The following is an 18618-nucleotide window of genomic DNA, read 5'->3' as shown; positions in this document are numbered from 1 at the left end:
GGTCGAGACTCGCGACTGCGTCGCATGCGCTTCGACCACTCGGAAGCGAGACGGCCGCGAACGGGGGCTCGTAAGACTCGCCCTCGAGGTGGCTGGGAGGGCAGACACCGTGCGCTGATTCCGACGCACTCAGTCGGAAGCCCGCCGGGTGATGGATCGCCCGGCGGGCTTTTCGCTGTCCAGCGTCCGATTAGCACTCATTGGTACTTGTGTGCCAGATGATCGGTGAGTCATCCTCTGAATCCAACAGTTCGAGGACGGGCAAGGCCGCCCCCGGTTTCACCTCGGGAGGCACGATGCGGACCAACGGGCCGATCGGCGTCACGCCGTTCCACTCGCGCGGATCGCTGCGCGGGTTCGTCATCTCCGGTCGCTGGCCGGACACCACCAAAGAATGGGCGCAGGTGCTCGTGCTCGCTGTGCGGGTGGCGAGTCTGCCCGGCCTGCTCGCCACCTCGACCGTCTTCGGCGTCCGCGAGGATTTGCCGGACGATCCGGAGCCGGGCACGGTCGGGCTGGTGCTCGCCGAGGGCACGGTGCTCGGCGACGAGGCGCTGGAGCCGGGCCGGTTCGCCGACCACGTGCCGCCCGCGCTGCTCATGCTGCACCCGCCTTCGGAGACCCGGCCGTCGCTGCCGGAATGCGCGGGCGCGGCCTCCGGCTGCGTGCTGCTGCCCGGCGTGCCGCACCTCGGCCTCGAACACCGCGCGGCCTGGGCCGAGGCGGAATCCGACGGCACGGTCACCTCGCTGGTCAGCCGGGTCGGCCTCGATCCGATCTGCGATCCGGACACCGCCGTGCTCGCGATGCTGCTCGCGGCTTGAACCGCTCGGGTCGTGGAACACGCTCCGCTGCTCGGTGACCGGAATCAGCCGCTCGGCTCGGGAGCGTGCGCCGCTGCTCGGCGATCGGAATCAGCCGCTCGGCTCGGGAGCGCGCGCCGCTGGTCGTTTACCGACCGCACAGCCGCTCCGACTCGCCGCTCGGCGGATGCGGACACTCGTCCCGCGCCTGAAGCCCGCGCGAACGTCTACGCGCACAGTGACATTCGGCCGAGTTGATGGTTTGCGAGGGGGCTACCCAGTTAGCCTGTGTCGGTCGAAAGGATCGTGGAACACATGTCCGGAAATCCCCTCGCCGCCGCCGAACCGTGGGATCTGGTCGCCGACGGCTACGCCGAATCCGCGCTCGCGATCATGGCGCCCTTCTCCGACCGCGCCCTCGAACTGGCCGACCTGCCCGCCGACGCGCACATCATCGACGTCGCGGCGGGCCCCGGCACGCTGAGCCTGCCCGCGGCCGCGCGGGTGCGCCGCGTGCAGGCCGTGGATTTCGCCGAGCACATGCTCGAACGTCTCGGCAACGCCGCGCGCGAAGCCGGTCTGACCAATATCGATCTACAGGTCGGCGACGGCCAGCAACTCCCGTTCGAGGACGATCGGTTCGACGCGGGGTTCTCGATGTTCGGCCTGATGTTCTTCCCCGACCGGATCAAGGGATTCGCCGAGCTGTTCCGCGTGCTGAAGCCGGGCGGGATCGCGGTGGTATCGAGCTGGGCGCCGGTCGCCGAATCCCCTCTGATGCGGATGCGGTTCGGGGCGATGGCGGCGGGCGACCCGAACATCCAGGAGCCGCAGCCGAACTTCCTGAGCCTGGAGAATCCGGAGGTGTTCGCCACCGAGATGCGCGGCGCGGGGTTCGCCGGTGTGTCCATCCAGCGCCACACCACGACGGTGTCCTTCCCCGACGCGGATCGGCTCTGGGAGCAGATGTCGCGCGGCAGTGCGCCGATGGCGGTGCTGCGGCGCTCGATCGGCGAGGACGAGTGGGCCGCTCGTTCCGAGGCCATGCGGGCCTACCTCGTCGAGAACTACCGTCCGAACACCCCGCTGGCCACCACCGCGTTCCTCGGCATCGGGCACAAGCCGCTGCCCTGAGTACGAAGAAGCCGGGCACGAAAAAAAGCCGCCCCCGAAACGAATCGGAGGCGGCCTCGCGCGCGGGTGTTACCGCGGCGCCATGCGCAGCGCGCCGTCCATGCGGATGGTCTCGCCGTTCAGGTAGTCGTGCTCGACGATGTACTGCGACAGCTGCGCGTACTCGTCCGGGCGGCCGAGGCGCGACGGGAAGGGCACACCCGCCTCGAGACCCTTGCGGTACTCCTCGGTGACGCCGGCCAGCATCGGGGTGTCGATGATGCCGGGGGCGATGGTGTTCACGCGGATGCCGAACTGCGCAAGGTCGCGCGCGGCGGGAACGGTCATGCCGTGCACGCCGCCCTTGGAGGCGGAGTACGCGATCTGACCGACCTGGCCCTCGAACGCGGCGACCGAGGCGGTGTTGATGACGACGCCGCGCTGGCCGTACTCGTCGACCGGGTCGGTCTTTGCGATGGCGTCGGCGGCCAGGCGCATGACGTTGAAGGTGCCGAGCAGGTTCACGGTGATGACGGTGCGGAACAGCTCCAGATCGTGCGGGCCGTTCTTGGACAGGATGCGACCGGCCCAGCCGACACCGGCGCAGTTGACCACGATGCGCAGCGGCGCGCCCGACTCGACCACCTGCGCGACCGCGGCCGCGACCTCGTCGTTGCTGGTCACGTCGGCCGGAATCAGGGTGACCCCGGCGGGCACGTTGTCACCGGCGCGCTCGATGGACTGCGGCACGTCCAGGCCGAAGACGGTGGCGCCCAGCTCGGCGAAACGCTTGGCGGTGGCGGCGCCGAGGCCGGATGCGCCTCCGGTGATGATGGCGGCGGAACCCGAAATCTCCACGATGGTCCTCTCGTTCGTGACAGGCAGTTGGCCCTTCGTCAATTGCACCATAATCGGTGGGGCGTGAGAGATGTAGGACGGCTCCCTCTCACGACCTTCGGGAAGCGAACATATTTGCGAACATTGCTGTTCATCGGTGGTATCGTCGCCGCATGAAGCTGTTCGCCGGCCCGGTGGTCGCCGGTAGGAAGGTGCTGATCACGGGAGCGGCGCGGGGCATAGGGGCCGCGCTCGCCAGGCAGCTGCACGCGCACGGCGCTTCGGTCGCGCTGCTCGGACTCGAGCCCGATCTGCTGGCCGAGGTGGCCCGCGAATGCGGCGACGCGCCTTGGCGATACTGCGACATCGGCGATCCCGCCCAGGTGGAGCGGGTGGTGAAGACACTGGTGAGCGAGCTCGGCGGGCTGGACGTGGTGGTCGCCAACGCCGGCGTGGCCAAGCAGCTCGCGCTGATCGGCGGCGATCCTTCGGTGATGGAGGAGACGCTCGCGGTCAACGTGCTCGGCGTCTACTACACGCTGCGCGCTGCGGGTCCGCACATCTGCCATCCGCGGGGGTACGCGCTCATCGTCTCGTCGCTGGCCGGCGTGGTGAACCTGCCGCTGGCAGGCGCCTACAGCGCGTCAAAGGCGGGCGTCGAGGCGCTCGGCCACACGTTGCGCAACGAGATCAGGCACACCGGCGCCAAGGTCGGCGTCGCCTATTTCGCCGAGCTGGACACCGACATGACCACCCGCGGTTTCGGCACGGCCGCGGCGCGCGCCATTCTCGGCCGCGCCACCGTCTCGGGCGTCGCACCGCTCGGCCCCGCCATAGACGCCACCGAACGGGCCATCGCCCGCCGTCGCCGCCAAGTCGTTTCGCCCTGGTGGGTGGCGGTCGCGCTGCCGTTCCGCCCGCTCGCCCAGCGCCTGGTGGACGCCACGCTGCGCCGCGGAGTCGCCGAGGCCCTGGAGATCGCCCGCGCCGAGGACGCACCCTTGACCACCGACCAACCCACCCGACCCCGCAGAATGGAGCGGCCCGCCTGATCGGCGCGGTGCTGCCGCAGCACCGCCCACCGAACACCTGCCCCACCGAACACCCGGAGCCACCGCATGACCGACACCGCAGGCACCGCCCGCCAACTCCCAAGGGGCAGGCACGGTTTACCTCGGGAGCAGGTGATCGCGTCCCAGCGGGACCGGATACTGGACGCGATGGCCGAGACCATGGCGGTCACCGGCTACGTCGGTACCTCCGTGGCGGCCGTGCTGAAGGTGGCGGGCGTCTCTCGTGAGACCTTCTACGAGCAATTCCGTTCCAAGGAAGACTGTTTCGCGGCCGCCTACGAGCGCGCCGTGGAGCGGTTGGTCGCCCGCATCGCGGAGGCATCCGCCCCCGGGGACGAGAACGTCACGGGCGGACCGGATCTCGATCGCATGGAGCGTCTGCTCGAGGCGTACTTCGAGGGCCTGATCGAAGACCCCGCCTACGCCAGGCTCTACCTCGTCGAGGTCTACGCGGTGGGCAACGACGCCCTGGCCCGTCGCGCCCAGCTCCAGGAATCCTTCGTCGCCCTGATCGCCGAGGTGCTACGCGCGCACACCGAACAACAGCGCTTCGCCTGCCAGACCTTCGCGGCGGCGGTCAGCGCGATGGTCACCGCCCGCATCGCGGCCGACGACCTGGACGGTCTGCGCGGTCTGTGCGCGCCGCTGCTCGACATGGTCCGGCGCAGCGGGGATCTCTACGGGTCGGCGATGGTCGCCGACGAGATCCGCGCCTGAGCCGGGTTCCCGGCCGACCCGGCGAAGCCACCGGGAGAGCTCACCGACCGGGCCGAGCGCTCTCCGCGGCAACTTCTTCGACCTCGACCACCGACGCCGCCCGAACCCGCCGCATCAGGATCACCGCGCCGAGCACGACGGGAACGACCGCCGCGATCCCCGCGCTCGCCCACATGCCCAGCGACGGGACCGCAGCGCCGAGCAACGTGGTGCTACCGAAGTAGAGGAACAGCAGCCCCGAGCAGATGCCGATGAGCCGCTCCGGCAGATGCTTGCCCACCGCGATGCCCACCGCGATGGCGAGCGCGTCGGCGGCGACCATGCCGACGGTGGATCCGAGCCACACGCCGAACCAGCTGTTGTCGGTGGCGAGGGCGGCCGTGGCGAACATGGTCCGGTCGCCGAGTTCGGCGAGCAGGAAGGCCGAGAGGACGACGAGGAACGGCGCCGCGGTGGAGCGTGGCGGTCGCGGCTCGTCGTCTTCGTCGGAGCCGCCGAGGTGTTCGCGCAACGTCCACAGGCCGACCGCGAGGAAAGTGAGGGCGGCGACCAGGGAGATGGCGCGGGTGGGCAGCGCCGCACCGAGGAAGTAGCCGACCGCGACCGAGATCAGGTGCACGCCCGCGGTGGCGGTCGCGATGCCGCCGAGCACCACCCACCAGCGATAGCGCAGCGCGAACGTCAACGCCATGAGCTGGGACTTGTCTCCGAGTTCGGCGAGAAAGACGATGCCGATACTCAGCAGGATGGTGGCGATCATCGTGTGACGTACTCCCGGGTCTCCGGCCTGCCTGCCGGAGATCTGGGTACGCCTCCGGCCGACAACGAATGGTTGTTCAGGCCGAAGGTCTCGCCCACCGGATGAAAACCCGGTTCACACAACCGGACCCGAGCCTCGGGGAGGCGGCGGGTCAGTATGTCGACTGCATGATTGGGGGCTACTCCCCTTCGCTACTGCCGACCATACCCCAGCAATCTCCGCGGCGCCAACCCGCTGTAAGCCAAATCGCTATGCGCGCAATAAGTTTGGCGCTCCTGCCCGCAGGTTTTGGTAACCCGCAAGCACCTGTCAGCAAACCCTCATCAGCGAACCAGGGGCTCTCGCGCGAGCGCAACACGGCATCCGGGTGGTCGCCACACACTTTCCACACGCCTCACATAGCCACCGCCTATGTGAGGCGTATACGCGTTGTGTGGGAGCAACTGTGGAGGCGGTGGAGACGACGAAGGCCCCCTCCGGGGAGGGGGCCTTCGGGTTCAGGGTTTACAGGGTGCGGGTGAGGCGGTCCGTCAGGATGTGCGCGAAGCGCGCCGGGTCCTTGAGTTCACCGCCCTCGGCGAGCACCGCGGTGCCGTAGAGCAGTTCGGCCGTCTCGGTGAGCTCGGGGACCTTGCCCTCGTCGGCGTCCTGCTTGCGCGTGTCGTACGCGTCGCGCAGGCCGGTGACCAGCGGGTGGGTCGGGTTGAGCTCGAGGATGCGCTTGGTCTCCGGAAGGATCTGGCCCGAGGCACGGTACATCCGCTCCAGCATCGGCGTGAAGTCGAAGACATCACCGACCAGGCAGGCGGGCGAGGTGGTGAGCCGGTTGGTCAGGCGCACCTCCTTGACGCTCTCCTCCAGGGTCTTGCCCAGCCAGGTCAGCAGCTCGGCGAAGTCCTTGTCCTGCTGCTCGCGCAGCGCCTCGGACTCCTTCTTCTCTTCCTCGGTCTCCAGGTCCACCTCGCCCTTGGCGATGGACTGGAACCGCTTGCCGTCGAACTCCGGCACCGAGCCGACCCACATCTCGTCGACCGGATCGGTCAGGATCAGCACCTCGAGGCCCTTGGCCTTGAAGGCCTCCATGTGCGGGGAGCTCTCCACCTGCTGACGGGACTCGCCCGTCATGTAGTAGATCGCGTCCTGGCCGTCCTTCATCCGCTCGACGTACTGCGCGAGCGTGGTCAGCTCGGTCTCGGAGTTCGTCGAGGAGAACGAGGAGACCTGCAAGATGGTCTCGCGGTTGTCGAAGTCCGACAGCAGGCCCTCCTTGAGGACGCGGCCGAACTCCTTCCAGAAGGTCTGGTACTTCTCCTGGTCCTCGGCGCCCTGCATGTCCTTGACCGTCGAGAGCACCTTCTTCACCAGGCGCTTGCGGATCATCTGGATCTGCCGGTCCTGCTGCAGGATCTCGCGGGAGACGTTGAGCGAGAGATCCTGCGCGTCCACCACGCCCTTGACGAAGCGCAGGTACTCCGGCATCAGCTCTTCGCAGTTGTCCATGATGAACACCCGTTTGACGTAGAGCTGCACGCCGCGCTTGTGCTCGCGGGTGAACAGGTCGAACGGCGCGTGCGACGGAATGAACAGCAGCGCCTGGTATTCGAACGTGCCCTCCGCCTTGAGCGGAACGATCTCCAGCGGGTCGTCCCACGCGTGGCTGACGTGCTTGTAGAACTCCTTGTACTCCTCTTCGGAGACCTCGCTCTTCGGGCGCGTCCACAGCGCCTTCTGCGAGTTGAGGGTCTGCTCCTCGAGGATCGTCTTCTCCTGCTTGTCCTCGCCCTCGCCCTCGGTGACGGTCCGCTCGACCTGCATGCGGATCGGCCAAGCGATGAAGTCGGAGTACTTCTTGACGATCTCCCTGAGCTTCCACTCCAGGGTGTAGTCGAAGAGGTGGTCCTCCTCGTCGGCGGGCTTCAGCTGCAGCGCGACCGACGTGCCCTGAGGCGCGTCGTCGACGGCCTCGATGGTGTAGGTCGAGCTGCCCGCGCCGGCCTCCCAGCGGGTGCCCTCGGTCTCGCCCGCCTTACGGGTGGTCAGGGTGACCTTGTCGGCCACCATGAAGGTCGAGTAGAAGCCGATGCCGAACTGGCCGATCAGCTCCTCGGCCGCGGCGTCGGTCTTCGCGTCCTTCAGCTGCCTGCGCAGCTCCGCGGTGCCCGACTTGGCCAGGGTGCCGATCAAGTCGACGACCTCGGCGCGGGACATGCCGATGCCGTTGTCCCGGACGGTGAGGACCCGGTTGTCCTTGTCGACCTCCAGCTCGATGTGCAGGTCGGACGTGTCGACGTGCAGGTCCTTGTCCTGAAAAGACGCCAGCCGCAGCTTGTCCAGCGCGTCGGACGCGTTCGAGATCAGCTCCCGAAGGAACGTGTCCTTGTTGGAGTAGACGGAATGGATCATCAGCTCGAGCAGCTGATGGGTTTCTGCCTGGAACTCGAGTTGTTCGACGTGCTGAGTCACGTCGCGATGTTACCGCCGCGGGCGTGGTCGCGGCCGGAGGAGGTGCGTCGATCGCAACCCCGCGGCGGGACCTCGGCCCGGCCGATCAGGCGCCGCGACCGAGGGAGGGCGTGGCGGACGACTCCGGCGCGCGCCCGAAGTCGGCGAGCGCGGGCACCTCCAGCTCGGCGCAGTGCGGATTCGGCACCCGCGGCATCATCCATTCGCGCAGCACCTGGGTGGCGCGCACGTCGTCCTCGTTGTACTCGAGCAACCGGGTGCGCTGGGTCAGGTCCGGCGCACCGTCGTAGCCGACCGCCTGGCGGTACCAGCTCATCGACGCCTCGCCGCCCGCCTCCGGATCGCGCCAGGCGAAGCCCGCCACCGGCGCGATCTTCTTGAGCCCCTTGCCGTTCGGGCAAATGAACTGGTCGGTCACGGCCTGGAACATGTCAACCCACTCCGGCCCGTCGACGAACGCGCGCACCTGCTCCACCGTCGGGACACCGGGCCTGCCCGCGAACCTGCGCGCCGACTCGTACAGCCACTTGTCCTCCGCGGTGCGCGAATAGCAGTACGCGGCAAAGGTTTTCCCGGCCGTCGCGGCCTCGGCACGGACCGTCATCAGCCAGGTCCAGAACTCGCCGAAGGAGCGGCCCTCGTCCTCGGTGGGCAGCGGGTCCCAGGTGACGAACGGCCGGTAGCGCCCGTCCAGCAGCGTGCCCCACAGATACGCGCCGTGCTCTTGGAAACTCTCCAGGTCGACGTCCACCTCGACGTCGGCGCGGCGCACGTGCACCCGGTCGAAGCGGCGGACCAGCGGCGCGCCGGCCAGCCAGGCGCGCGCGGTGACGACGGCCTCGTCGAACGGGCCGTGCTGCCAGTCCTCCGGGTCGTCGCCGGTCCAGGCGGCCAGGTCATCGATCGTCTCCACGCCGTGCCCGCGCAGGACGTCGGCTCGCGAGCCGGGCGCGACCAGGCTGACGTCGCGGTGCTCGGCGAGCCAGCCCTCGCAGCTCGGGCCATCGACTCCCCTTGTCCACCAAGGGCATTGCCTGCACTCGGGCACCTTGGACGGCACCGTGGGCAGTTCGCCGCGCACCACCGCGATGCGGTCGGCGTAGCGGCGGTCGTAGTCGTCGAGCAGCGGGCCGAGGTCGTGCACCAGGATGCGGTCGAAGTGGTAGCCGATGACGCCGCCGACCAGCGCGGGGCTGGCCAGCCCGTGGCGCTGCAACATCCGGTAGAGGTGGGCGAGGCGCTGCTGATCGCGCGGCTGCTGGCGCAGCTTGCGGGACGGATCGGGGCGCGGATCCCAGCGATACAGGTCCGAGGTGGTCGGGTGGAAGTCGGCCGGCTCCGGTTTGCGCGGGTCGGTGACTTTGTGGTTGACCACGATGATCGGGATGTAGCCGCCGCGGTCGCGGTCGCGAAGCAGGATCTCCGAACCGCCGCGTCTTCCGGTGTCCGGTTCCTGCGGCAGCAGCCCGCCCCAGATGTGTTGCGCCCCAGCGGCGCACGCGCTCATGGTGGCCGCGGCGCGATCCGACGCGCGGGCCGAGGGGTCGATGATCACCCAGTTGTCCGGGTCGGCGGCGACGAGCGCGTCGCGCACCCGGTTGCGGTGCGCTGTCGCGGCCTCGCGGCGCTGGCGCACGCCGGGATCCTCCACGACGCCGGTGAGCAGCTGCGGGTGGGCGGCGTCCAGGTGCAGGCGGTGCCTGCACCCGATCAACGCGCGCGCGTCGATGAACGCGACGGGCGTCGATTGGATCGCAGCGGTCTCGAGCGCGTTCCGGGGCGACCCGTTCTCGGTGGCGGCGTCGTCGAGCGCGCCTCCGGCCGCCGCGGTCTCGCTCGCAGCGGTCTCGATCGGCGCAGGGATGACCTCGCCCGACCGGTCCGCGGCCGAGCCGTCCTCCTTGCGACCCTCGCGGTCACCGCTGCCCGAATACACGTATGCAGTATGGTCCAGACCCCCGACAGGACACGGTGTGCCCTCGCTGCCGCCGCCGTCGACCCGATAAGGTGGGCGCAAACCGCGTGGTAGACGGCAGACGGCCTCGCGCCGAGTGCGCTGCCCTGGCACACAGCATTGACGGAGGGCCTTCCGATGGGGTTGTTCACGAAGCGCAAGCGGCGTCCGAGTCGCCGGGCCGAGGCCAAAGCCCTCAAGCACAAGGCCGCGATGGAGGCCAAGCTCTTCGCCAAGAACGATCGCAAGGCCAAGCGCGCCGAAGCCCGCACCCAGGCCAAGGTCGCCAAGGCGCAGATCGCCACGCTCCAGGCCGAGGAGAAGGCCGCGCTGAAGATGGCCGCGAAGGCCGAGCGTGACGTCTTCAGCCCCGGTCAGGTGCGCAAGTACCTCGGCGTGGCAAGGGTGCTCGTCCCGGTGCTCGCGCCGCTGGCCTACCGCGGCGCGACGTTCGTCCGCGGCCAGCTCGACACCCGGCGCGCCCAGCAGCTCGGCATCGGCGTCGACCAGCTCGGCGACTACACCGGGCACGGCGCGAAGCTGCAGGCCCGCATCGCCAACACCGAGGCGGCGCTCGGCAAGATCGACGACAAGGGCGGCGAGACGCAGAAGTTCGTCACCGCGACCCGCGCCCGGCTCGACAGCCTCGGCGCCGCAGTCCGCACCGCCGAGCAGATGCCCGCCTCCCGCAGGCGCGCGGTGCACACCTCGATCTCGCACGAGCTGTCCGGCATCGAGGCCGACGTGCTCGCCCGCCTCGGTGTGAACTGAACGCCGTCCCCGTCATGCATCCCGGCCCGAGCACCGGCCTGCCGCGCGGCGGCGCGGTCGGCGCGCTGGTCGGCTTGCTCAGCGTCGCCGCGCACGGCGTCGCGGGCGGGGGCTACCCGGATTCACCGGAATTCGCCCTGCTGCTGACAGTTTCGGTCGCGGCAGGCTGCGCGGCGACCGGATTGCCACACCTCACTGGACGTGATGCTGGGCGTGGCATCGCGCGGCTGCTCGGCGCGCTCGCGGCCGGGCAACTCGCCGGGCACGCGGTGCTTGCTGGGCTGGGACACGCGCACGGACAGCGCGATTCGCACATCGCGCGCGGTGACGCCCCGCCGGCCGGTTTCCTGCCGACCGGCTGGATGCTCGGCGCGCACGTGCTCGCGACGCTCGGCTGCGCGGTCGTGATCCTGGCCGCCGAACGTCTCTACGCGGTCGTCTCTCGCGCGGTCCGCGCCACGCTCGGCGCACCAGGGCAAGTCGCCGTCGCGTCCGCCGAACGCTGGTCCGATCCGCCGAATACGATCTATCGCTTCGCTTCGCATGGGCCCATCGGGCCGCGCGCGCCACCGGCGCCCGCCTGATCCGCACCCCAATCCCCTTCGGACAGAAAGCCTCTCCCATGCGAAGTTCACTTTCGCGCGCCTGCGGCGCCGTCGCGACCGCCGGTTTCGTGCTGCTCTCCTGCGGTGTCGCCGCCGCGCACGTGACCGTCGACGCGCCAGGCGCGCAGCAGGGCAAGTACTCCGTCGTCACCTTCCGGGTGCCGACCGAATCGGACACCGCGTCCACCACCGCGCTCACCGTGACGCTGCCCAACGTGCGCAGCGCCCGAACAGAACCCATGCCGGGCTGGACGGCCAGGGTGGAACGCAACGACAAATCCGAGGCCGTCGCGGTGACCTGGACCGCGGACCCCGGCGCGCCCGGCGTCGGCCCCGGCCAATTCCAGCGTTTCGTCGTCTCGCTCGGCCCGCTGCCCAGCGCGGACACGGTGAGCTTCCCGGCCAAGCAGACCTACAGCGACGGCAAGGTCGTCGACTGGAACCAGCCCGTCGGCCCCGACGGCGCCGAGCCGGAGCACCCCGCGCCCACCCTGACCCTCGCGGCGGGCGGCGACGATCACTCCGACGGCCACCGCGTGGACAACGGCGCCGCGGAGCAGGACGACGACACCGACGACACCGCCCGCTGGCTGGCAGGCATCGGCTTGGCCCTCGGCCTGCTCGGTGTCTCGCTCGGCCTCGGCAGCCTGCTCAGGAGGCGCTCATGAGTACCGCGATTCGACCGTCCGGCAAGACGATTCGCCGTCTCGGCGCCGCGCTCGCCGCCGTGCTGCTGCTGTTCGGCTTCGGGCTGGCCACCGCGGGCGTCGCGGCCGCGCATTCCGCGGCCGTCGGCAGCGTGCCGGAAGACGGTTCGACGGTGGAGACGAGCCCCGGCCGGATCAGCGTCACCTTCAACGAGGAGTTGCAACCGAACTTCCCGTCGCTGACGCTCACCGGACCGGACGGAAACCTGTGGTCGAAGGGCGACCCGCTCGTCGACGGCAAGACGGTGAGCGTCGAGGTGGGCGACCTCGGCCCGGTCGGCGAGTACATCATCGCCTACCGGGTGACCTCCGCCGACGGTCATCCGGTCACCGGCAAGCGGACGTTCACGCTCAGCCAGCCCGGCAAGGGCACGCCGGGCCCGCGCGCGGACGCCAAGGGCAGGACCACCGAGGACGACGGCTCCGACGGCATCCCGGTGTGGATCTTCGTGCTCGGCGCGGTCGTGCTGTTCGGCGGCGGTCTCGCCGTCGCGCTGATCGGCTTCCGCGGCGGGCAGCGACGGTGAGAAGACGGTGAGCGGCGGGGCGACCGGCGGCCGGGACGCGGGGGCACTGCTGCTGATCGTCCCGGCCGGGCTGCTCGGCGTCGGGTTGGCCTGGCTGCTCACCTCGGGAACGGCGCCCGCCGAGGGCGCCGTGCGGGTACTCGCGGACGGTCTCGGCGCGACCGTGCTCGGGCTCGCCGCGCTGCCCCGGTTGCACGAACGGCTCGCGCCGCCGTGGCGCATGCTCGCCGCGCTGGCCGGGGCGTGGTGCGTGACCGAGTTCGCGGTGCTCGTCTTCGAAGCGGCCGAGGTGGTCGGAGTTCCGGTGCGGCGGCTGTCCGCCGACCGGTTCGGCACCTTCCTCACCGAGATCAGCGGCGGTCAGGTCGGCATCGCCATCCTGATCGCGACCGCCGCGGTGGCCGGGTATTCGGCGCTCGCCTTCCGCGGTTCCGGTACGGCTTCCACCGATCTGGTGCTGGTCTTCGCCGCGGTGGCGCTTGCGCTGCGGCCGATCACCGGGCACATGTCGCAGCAACCGTTCGGCTCGGTCCTCGCCGCCGTGCACGCGCTGGCGGCGGCGGCCTGGTTCGGCGTGCTTGTGGCGCTGGCGATGGTGGTCCGCACGCGCGGCGAGTGGGCGGCCACGCTGCCCAGGTATTCGGCGCTGGCGCTGCCGCTGATCGGAGTGGTCGCGGCGACCGGCGTGGTGAACGGCGTCGTCCGCCTCGGCGGCCTCGAACCGCTGCTGAGCACCGGATACGGCCGCATCCTTCTGGCGAAGACCGCGGTGCTCGCCGGTCTGCTCGTGCTCGGCTGGTGGTGGCGGCGCGGCTGGGTCCGGTTGGCCGCCGACCACCGGATGGACGCGGCGGGTTCGCTGCGCCGGGCGGTGCTCGAGGTGACCGTCATGGCCGTGGCCTTCGGTTTGGCGGCGACCCTTGCCGTCACGGCGTGATCGGCTGCCGCTGGCGGAAACCCGTTACAGTTGCCCGCATGACCGAAGTGAAGATCGTGGAAGACTGTGCCGCGTCGGCCGAATCAGCGTTCCAGTACGTCAACGATTACCGGAACCTGCCCAGCTTTCTGCACGGCATCCAGTCCTTCACTCCGGTCGGCGAGCAGACCGAGGGCGTCGGCGCCGTGTTCGACGGGCACATGAAGCTCGGTCCCGCCTCGCTGCACTCGCGCGTCGAGGTGATCCGGTGGGAAGAGAACTACGCGATCGGCATCAAGTCGATCAAGGGCTTCGAGATCGTGTCGACCTTCCTGTTCCACGCCAAGGGCGACGCGCTGTGCACCGTCGACGCGATCATCGATTACCGCGTGCCCGGCGGGCTCGCGGGCAAAGCGCTCGGCAAGACCATCGAGCCGTTCGTGAAGATCGCGGTCAAGCACACCACCGACAATCTCGTGAAGCACATCGCCGAATTCCACGCCAGCCGCGCCTGAAATCCGGAAAACGCCTGGCCGGGGGCGTATTGGTCGACATGCGAAGCTGGCGGTGACTTATAGCACAGGCATAGCCTGTATGCATGAAGAAACCCACATTCGGGCAACGGATCACCTACGATTTGGGCCGCGAGCTCCCGGAGGAGATGCACGAGTGGGTCGTCCACGATCTCACCGGGCATGGGGCAATGGAGCGGTACCTCGTCCGGTTCCTGGTGCCGATCATCCCGTTCTTCGCGCTGGTGCTGTTGTTCCCAGGGCCGATGCCGCTCAAGATCGGCATGATCGTGATGATGATCGTCCCGCTGGTCATTTTCACGGTGGCACTGAGCTACGTGTGGCGTCGCTTCCGCCTCGTCCAACACGGCTTGAGCCCGGACCTGCTCGACCACAACAGGATCAGCGACCGCGATCGGGAGCGGTACGAACTGCGGTACCGCCATCACTAGCGGCCCGACAGCAGCCGACGCCGCACCGAACAAGCGGCGTCGGCGCCGAAAACAACCCGTCGCGTGCTGTTGCGCACCGCGGAGTTCCGGCGAGTAGCGACCGAGCTCACATCGGGCAACCGGCCGCGGCCACCGCTCGGCCCGCCACCCCTAAGCTGACACCCGTGACCGAATCAGTGAACATTGCCACCGCCGATCTGGCCGACGAGATCGGCCCCGAGATCCGTAGCTGCGACACGCAGTTCATCCAGTTCGGCGGCCGCGAGGTGTTCTCCGGACGCATCACCACCATCCGCTGCTTCCAGGACAACCTGCTGGTCAAGCAGACGTTGAGCGAGCCGGGCAACGGCGCGGTGCTCGTGGTCGACGGCGGCGCGAGCGTGCACACCGCCCTGGTCGGCGACATCATCGCGGGTCGCGGCGTGGACAACGGCTGGGCGGGCGTGATCGTCAACGGCGCGGTGCGCGACTCGGCGATCCTGCGCACCCTCGACATCGGCATCAAGGCGCTGGGCACCAACCCCCGCAAGAGCACCCAGACCGGCAGCGGTGAGCGCGACGTGACCGTCGAGTTCGGCGGCGTCACCTTCGTGCCCGGCGAAATGCTCTACAGCGACCACGACGGCATCGTGGTGCGCGCCGAATCCTGACCGGCTCGCTAGTCCGGAGCGACCCGCGCCTTGTGACCGGCGAGGGCGACCACGTCGCCGACGTGCAACTGACGTCCGCGGCGTAGTTCGACCTCGTCGTTCACCCGGACCAGGCCCGCGGCGATCACCGTCTTGGCCTCCGCACCGGAATCGATCAGGTTCGCCAGTTTGAGGAACTGGCCGAGCCGAATGACGTCGTCATCAATCGGCACATCGACTGGATCCGACATGGCGTACATCCTCGCGCCAGAAACCCCGGATCGCCAAACCGCCTCCCGCAACGGGGCCGCGAACACGCGGCGCCGAAGGCGCTGCCATCGGGCGCACCAACGTACAGACTGGATCGGTGACTTCCACGCAGGCCGGTGCGCGCACCGAGATAGAACCACCGGCGGACAGAGCGACACCACCGGTCCCGCACCGCGGGCACGGTCGGTTCGCTCAGGTCCCGCACATCGCGGGCACCGTGCTGGGCGTCTTCGCGGTGCTGTGCTTCCTGTGGAGCCTCTCGCCCACCCTGCGCTTCCTGACCCACGTGCCGCGCCGCTACATCGACGACTACTACTTCGACGCGCCAGACACCAACCTCATGTGGGCGCTGATCGTCGGCCTGCTTGCGGGCGCGATCGCCAGCCGCAAGCGAATCGCCTGGTGGTTGCTCGTCGGCTATCTCGCGCTCTTCGCGGTGACCAACGCACTGGACTTCGCCGCCGAAGGCAATATCGACGCGCTCGTCGCGATGATCGTGCAGCTCGGCGTGATCGGCGTGCTGATCGCCTCGTGGCGGGAGTTCTACACCAGGGTGCGCCGCGGCGCGGGCTGGAAGGCGCTCGGCGTACTGCTCGGCGGGCTGGCCGTGGGCTGTCTGCTCGGCTGGGCGCTGGTCGAGCTGTTCCCCGGCACGTTGCCCGCCGGCTGGCAGCGGCCCGGCTGGGCGGTGTACCGGGTGACCGCGGCGATCCTGGTGGACAACGAACACTTCGACGGTCATCCGCGTCCGTTCGTCAACTTCCTGCTCGGCCTGTTCGGCGCGCTCGCGTTGCTGGCGGCGGTGATCACCCTGCTGCGTTCGCAGCGCGCCGAGAACGCGATGACCGGGCTGGACGAGTCCGCGATCCGCGGTCTGCTCGACCGCTCCGACGTGGAGGATTCGCTCGGCTACTTCGCAACCCGCCGCGACAAAGCGGTGGTCTTCGCGCCGAGCGGAAAGGCCGCCGTCACCTACCGGGTGGAGCTGGGCGTCTGCCTGGCCAGCGGTGACCCGATCGGCCTCAGAGAGGCCTGGCCGCAGGCGATCGACGCCTGGCTGCGGCTGGCCGACCAATTCGGCTGGGCGCCCGCCGTCATGGGCGCCAGCGAACTCGGAGCGACCGCCTACCGCAGGGCCGGGCTCTCCGCGCTGCGTCTCGGCGACGAAGCCGTTCTCGACACCAGGAGCTTCTCGCTGGCGGGCCCGGAGCTCAAACAGGTCCGCCAGGCCGCGAATCGGCTGCGCAAACACGGCATCTCGGTGCGCATCCGCCGCCATTCGGACATCCCCGCCGAGGAGTTCGCGCAGATCGTCGCCCGCGCCGACGCCTGGCGCGACACCGAGACCGAGCGCGGCTTCTCCATGGCGCTCGGGCGGCTCGGCGATCCGCTGGACGGCGACTGCCTGCTCGTCGAGGCGGTGAACCAGCAGGACCGGGTGCTCGGCATGCTGTCGCTGGTGCCGTGGGGCCGCACCGGCGCGTCGCTGGAGCTGATGCGCCGCGACCCGCAGAGCCCGAACGGCGTGATGGAGCTGATGATTTCGCAGCTGGCGCTGACCTCGGAGCAGCACGGCATCACCAAGGTGTCGCTGAACTTCGCGGTGTTCCGCTCGGTGTTCGAGGAGGGCGGACGGATCGGCGCGGGCCCGGTGCTTCGGCTCTGGCGCGGAGTGCTGCTGTTCTTCTCGAGATGGTGGCAGCTGGAGGCGCTGTACCGGTCCAATGTGAAGTATCAGCCGCACTGGGTGCCGCGGTTCTTCCTCTTCGAGGAGCGCAGGCAGTTGCCGAGAGTCGCGATGGCGAGCGGCCTGGCCGAAGGATTCTTACCGCGCATCGGCAAGGACCCCGAGACCGCCGTGCACACCGGTCTGCACAGCGCGGTGCCGGACACGGTCACCGGACTGCACGCCGACGGAAGCGCGCCGGAAGCGCCGGAAACCGATGTCGCCGAACAGCTCCCGCGCCGCCCCGAGCAGGTGCGGGTGCGGATGGACAAACTGGACCGGTTGAACGCGGCGGGCATCGACCCGTACCCCGTCGCCTATCCCCCGACGCACACCGTTGCGGCGGCCCGGCGCTCGCCGCGCGGCACAACGGTCCGGGTGTGCGGCAGGCTGCTGCGCATCCGCGACTACGGCGGGGTGATCTTCGCGGTCCTGCGCGACTGGACCGACGACATCCAGCTGGTGATCGACCGCGACCGGGTCGGCACCGAGCGCAGCGCGGAGTTCGGCGAGTACTTCGATCTCGGCGATCTGATCGAGGTCAGCGGGCAGATCGGGCGTAGCCGCCGCGGCGAACTCTCGCTGCTCGCGGCCGACTGGCGGATGAACGGCAAATGCCTGCACCCGCTGCCGGACAAGTGGAAGGGCCTGGCCGATCCCGAGGCCAAGGTGCGCCAGCGCTACGTCGACATGGCCATCAGTCAGGAGTCCCGCGACGTGCTGGCCAAGCGCAGCGCGGTGGTGCGCTCGCTACGCGACTCGCTGAACTCGTGGGGGTATCTCGAAGTCGAGACGCCGATTCTGCAGCAGGTGCACGGCGGCGCCAACGCGACGCCGTTCGTCACCCACATCAACGCCTACGACCTGGACCTCTACCTGCGGATCGCCCCCGAGCTCTACCTGAAGCGGCTGTGCGTCGGCGGGATGGAGAAGGTGTTCGAGCTCGGCCGCACCTTCCGCAACGAGGGCGTCGACTTCAGCCACAATCCCGAGTTCACCATCCTGGAGGCGTACGAGGCGCACAGCGACTACGAGCGCATGATGCACACCTGCCGCCACCTGATCCAGAACGCCGCGCTGGCCGCCAACGGCGCCATGGTCGCGATGCGGCCAACGGACGACGGCTCGTTCGAGGCGGTCGACATCTCCGGCGACTGGCCGGTGAAGACGGTGCACGGCGCGGTGTCGGAGGCCATCGGGTCCACCATCACGCCGGAGACCTCGGTGGAGGACCTGCGCGAGCTGTGCGACGCGGCCGCCATCCCGTACCAGCACGGCTGGGACGCGGGGCAGGTCGTGCTGGAAATGTATGAGCACCTGGTGGAATCGCAGACCCGGGAGCCGACGTTCTACATCGACTTCCCCACTTCCGTGTCGCCGCTGACCCGCGCGCACCGCAGCATCCCCGGCGTCACCGAGCGCTGGGATCTGGTGGCGTGGGGCGTCGAACTCGGCACGGCCTACAGCGAACTCACCGATCCGATCGAACAGCGGCGCAGGCTCACCGAGCAGTCCATGCTCGCAGCCAACGGCGATCCGGAGGCGATGGAACTGGACGAGGACTTCCTGCAGGCGCTCGAACACGCCATGCCGCCCACCGGCGGACTCGGTATGGGCGTCGACCGGATCGTCATGCTGATCACCGGTCGCAGCATCCGCGAGACGCTGCCGTTCCCGTTGGTCAAGCCGCGCTGAGGATGCCGAAATCCCGTCGGCGCGAATGTCTCACGATGAGGGATCGCAGTGGCGAAGGGTTAACGGCGAACGAATCGGGAAGATAACC

The 18618-nt window shown here is 69.4% G+C and carries 18 protein-coding genes; 13 read left to right on the top strand and 5 right to left on the bottom strand.

Going from position 1 to position 18618, the window contains the following annotated elements; genetic code table 11:
• The first annotated feature begins 296 nt into the window (after nt 1-296).
• Entirely contained in the window at nt 297-824 is a 528-nt protein-coding gene (locus tag NAM01S_RS17345) for a peptidase (protein ID WP_067786690.1), read from the top strand.
• A gap of 294 nt (nt 825-1118) precedes the next feature.
• Nucleotides 1119-1937: a class I SAM-dependent methyltransferase gene (locus tag NAM01S_RS17340; protein WP_067786486.1), complete on the top strand. Its 819-nt coding sequence runs from the start codon at nt 1119-1121 to the stop codon at nt 1935-1937.
• 69 nt (nt 1938-2006) lie between these two features.
• Here NAM01S_RS17340 and NAM01S_RS17335 read toward each other — a convergent pair whose 3' ends face one another.
• The gene (locus NAM01S_RS17335) at nt 2007-2774 is read right to left on the bottom strand and encodes an SDR family NAD(P)-dependent oxidoreductase (protein ID WP_067786688.1); all 768 of its coding nucleotides are present in this window, start codon (nt 2772-2774) and stop codon (nt 2007-2009) included.
• Between the two features lie 152 nt (nt 2775-2926).
• On the opposite strand from NAM01S_RS17335, the gene NAM01S_RS17330 reads away from it, so the two are divergent.
• Complete coding sequence (locus tag NAM01S_RS17330) at nt 2927-3805, top strand: SDR family NAD(P)-dependent oxidoreductase (protein ID WP_067786484.1); 879 nt, start codon at nt 2927-2929, stop codon at nt 3803-3805.
• 66 nt (nt 3806-3871) lie between these two features.
• Complete coding sequence (locus NAM01S_RS17325) at nt 3872-4543, top strand: TetR/AcrR family transcriptional regulator (RefSeq protein WP_067786482.1); 672 nt, start codon at nt 3872-3874, stop codon at nt 4541-4543.
• Nucleotides 4544-4583: 40 nt separating this feature from the next.
• On the opposite strand, the gene NAM01S_RS17320 is transcribed toward NAM01S_RS17325, so the two are convergent.
• From NAM01S_RS17320 to NAM01S_RS17310, 3 genes are all read right to left on the bottom strand, one after another.
• The gene (locus tag NAM01S_RS17320) at nt 4584-5303 is read right to left on the bottom strand and encodes a TMEM165/GDT1 family protein (protein ID WP_067786480.1); all 720 of its coding nucleotides are present in this window, start codon (nt 5301-5303) and stop codon (nt 4584-4586) included.
• A gap of 504 nt (nt 5304-5807) precedes the next feature.
• Nucleotides 5808-7766, bottom strand: a complete 1959-nt coding sequence (gene htpG, locus NAM01S_RS17315) for a molecular chaperone HtpG (RefSeq protein ID WP_067786478.1) — start codon at nt 7764-7766, stop codon at nt 5808-5810.
• Nucleotides 7767-7851: 85 nt separating this feature from the next.
• Nucleotides 7852-9519, bottom strand: a complete 1668-nt coding sequence (locus NAM01S_RS17310) for a TM0106 family RecB-like putative nuclease (RefSeq protein WP_157107780.1) — start codon at nt 9517-9519, stop codon at nt 7852-7854.
• Nucleotides 9520-9858: 339 nt separating this feature from the next.
• On the opposite strand from NAM01S_RS17310, the gene NAM01S_RS17305 reads away from it, so the two are divergent.
• The 8 genes from NAM01S_RS17305 to rraA all read left to right on the top strand — a co-directional run bounded on the left by NAM01S_RS17305 (nt 9859) and on the right by rraA (nt 14860).
• The gene (locus NAM01S_RS17305) at nt 9859-10491 is read left to right on the top strand and encodes a DUF6474 family protein (RefSeq protein WP_067786476.1); all 633 of its coding nucleotides are present in this window, start codon (nt 9859-9861) and stop codon (nt 10489-10491) included.
• 14 nt (nt 10492-10505) lie between these two features.
• Nucleotides 10506-11075 carry a hypothetical protein gene (locus NAM01S_RS17300; RefSeq protein WP_067786474.1) on the top strand — a complete coding sequence of 190 codons (570 nt, stop codon included), beginning with the start codon at nt 10506-10508 and terminating at the stop codon, nt 11073-11075.
• A 38-nt stretch (nt 11076-11113) separates the two neighbouring features.
• Nucleotides 11114-11764 carry a YcnI family copper-binding membrane protein gene (locus NAM01S_RS17295; RefSeq protein ID WP_067786472.1) on the top strand — a complete coding sequence of 217 codons (651 nt, stop codon included), beginning with the start codon at nt 11114-11116 and terminating at the stop codon, nt 11762-11764.
• Nucleotides 11761-12330 carry a copper resistance CopC family protein gene (locus NAM01S_RS17290; protein ID WP_084483019.1) on the top strand — a complete coding sequence of 190 codons (570 nt, stop codon included), beginning with the start codon at nt 11761-11763 and terminating at the stop codon, nt 12328-12330. The genes NAM01S_RS17295 and NAM01S_RS17290 overlap by 4 nt, the downstream gene beginning before the upstream one ends.
• Before the next feature lie 7 nt (nt 12331-12337).
• The gene (locus tag NAM01S_RS17285; protein ID WP_067786470.1) at nt 12338-13267 is read left to right on the top strand and encodes a CopD family protein; all 930 of its coding nucleotides are present in this window, start codon (nt 12338-12340) and stop codon (nt 13265-13267) included.
• Between the two features lie 38 nt (nt 13268-13305).
• Nucleotides 13306-13761 (top strand): SRPBCC family protein, encoded by a 456-nt coding sequence (locus NAM01S_RS17280; protein ID WP_067786468.1) that lies wholly within the window; start codon nt 13306-13308, stop codon nt 13759-13761.
• Between the two features lie 83 nt (nt 13762-13844).
• Nucleotides 13845-14210, top strand: a complete 366-nt coding sequence (locus tag NAM01S_RS17275) for a DUF5313 family protein (protein WP_067786466.1) — start codon at nt 13845-13847, stop codon at nt 14208-14210.
• Nucleotides 14211-14374: 164 nt separating this feature from the next.
• Entirely contained in the window at nt 14375-14860 is a 486-nt protein-coding gene (rraA, locus tag NAM01S_RS17270; RefSeq protein ID WP_067786464.1) for a ribonuclease E activity regulator RraA, read from the top strand.
• A gap of 8 nt (nt 14861-14868) precedes the next feature.
• Here the strand turns inward: rraA and NAM01S_RS17265 are convergent, their stop codons facing one another.
• Nucleotides 14869-15090 (bottom strand): RNA-binding S4 domain-containing protein, encoded by a 222-nt coding sequence (locus tag NAM01S_RS17265; protein ID WP_067786682.1) that lies wholly within the window; start codon nt 15088-15090, stop codon nt 14869-14871.
• A 116-nt stretch (nt 15091-15206) separates the two neighbouring features.
• Between NAM01S_RS17265 and lysX the strand changes: the two genes are divergently transcribed.
• Nucleotides 15207-18530 (top strand): bifunctional lysylphosphatidylglycerol synthetase/lysine--tRNA ligase LysX, encoded by a 3324-nt coding sequence (gene lysX, locus NAM01S_RS17260; RefSeq protein ID WP_084483018.1) that lies wholly within the window; start codon nt 15207-15209, stop codon nt 18528-18530.
• Nucleotides 18531-18618 lie beyond the last annotated feature (88 nt).

Source organism: Nocardia amikacinitolerans NBRC 108937 (genome assembly GCF_001612615.1).
GTDB classification, from domain to species: domain Bacteria; phylum Actinomycetota; class Actinomycetes; order Mycobacteriales; family Mycobacteriaceae; genus Nocardia; species Nocardia amikacinitolerans.
The sequence above is the reverse complement of the archived record's forward strand: the minus strand, read 5'-3'. Positions and strand labels throughout refer to the sequence as shown.

Bases quoted from the DNA above. Each gene is read 5' to 3' on its own strand.
- NAM01S_RS17295 (WP_067786472.1), top strand. From the start codon at position 11,114: ATGCGAAGTTCACTTTCGCGCGCCTGCGGCGCCGTCGCGACCGCCGGT.
- NAM01S_RS17275 (WP_067786466.1), top strand. From the start codon at position 13,845: ATGAAGAAACCCACATTCGGGCAACGGATCACCTACGATTTGGGCCGC.
- NAM01S_RS17320 (WP_067786480.1), bottom strand. From the start codon at position 5,303: ATGATCGCCACCATCCTGCTGAGTATCGGCATCGTCTTTCTCGCCGAA.
- NAM01S_RS17280 (WP_067786468.1), top strand. From the start codon at position 13,306: ATGACCGAAGTGAAGATCGTGGAAGACTGTGCCGCGTCGGCCGAATCA.
- NAM01S_RS17325 (WP_067786482.1), top strand. From the start codon at position 3,872: ATGACCGACACCGCAGGCACCGCCCGCCAACTCCCAAGGGGCAGGCAC.
- NAM01S_RS17340 (WP_067786486.1), top strand. From the start codon at position 1,119: ATGTCCGGAAATCCCCTCGCCGCCGCCGAACCGTGGGATCTGGTCGCC.
- NAM01S_RS17330 (WP_067786484.1), top strand. From the start codon at position 2,927: ATGAAGCTGTTCGCCGGCCCGGTGGTCGCCGGTAGGAAGGTGCTGATC.
- NAM01S_RS17290 (WP_084483019.1), top strand. From the start codon at position 11,761: ATGAGTACCGCGATTCGACCGTCCGGCAAGACGATTCGCCGTCTCGGC.
- NAM01S_RS17265 (WP_067786682.1), bottom strand. From the start codon at position 15,090: ATGTCGGATCCAGTCGATGTGCCGATTGATGACGACGTCATTCGGCTC.
- NAM01S_RS17300 (WP_067786474.1), top strand. From the start codon at position 10,506: ATGCATCCCGGCCCGAGCACCGGCCTGCCGCGCGGCGGCGCGGTCGGC.
- NAM01S_RS17305 (WP_067786476.1), top strand. From the start codon at position 9,859: ATGGGGTTGTTCACGAAGCGCAAGCGGCGTCCGAGTCGCCGGGCCGAG.
- NAM01S_RS17345 (WP_067786690.1), top strand. From the start codon at position 297: ATGCGGACCAACGGGCCGATCGGCGTCACGCCGTTCCACTCGCGCGGA.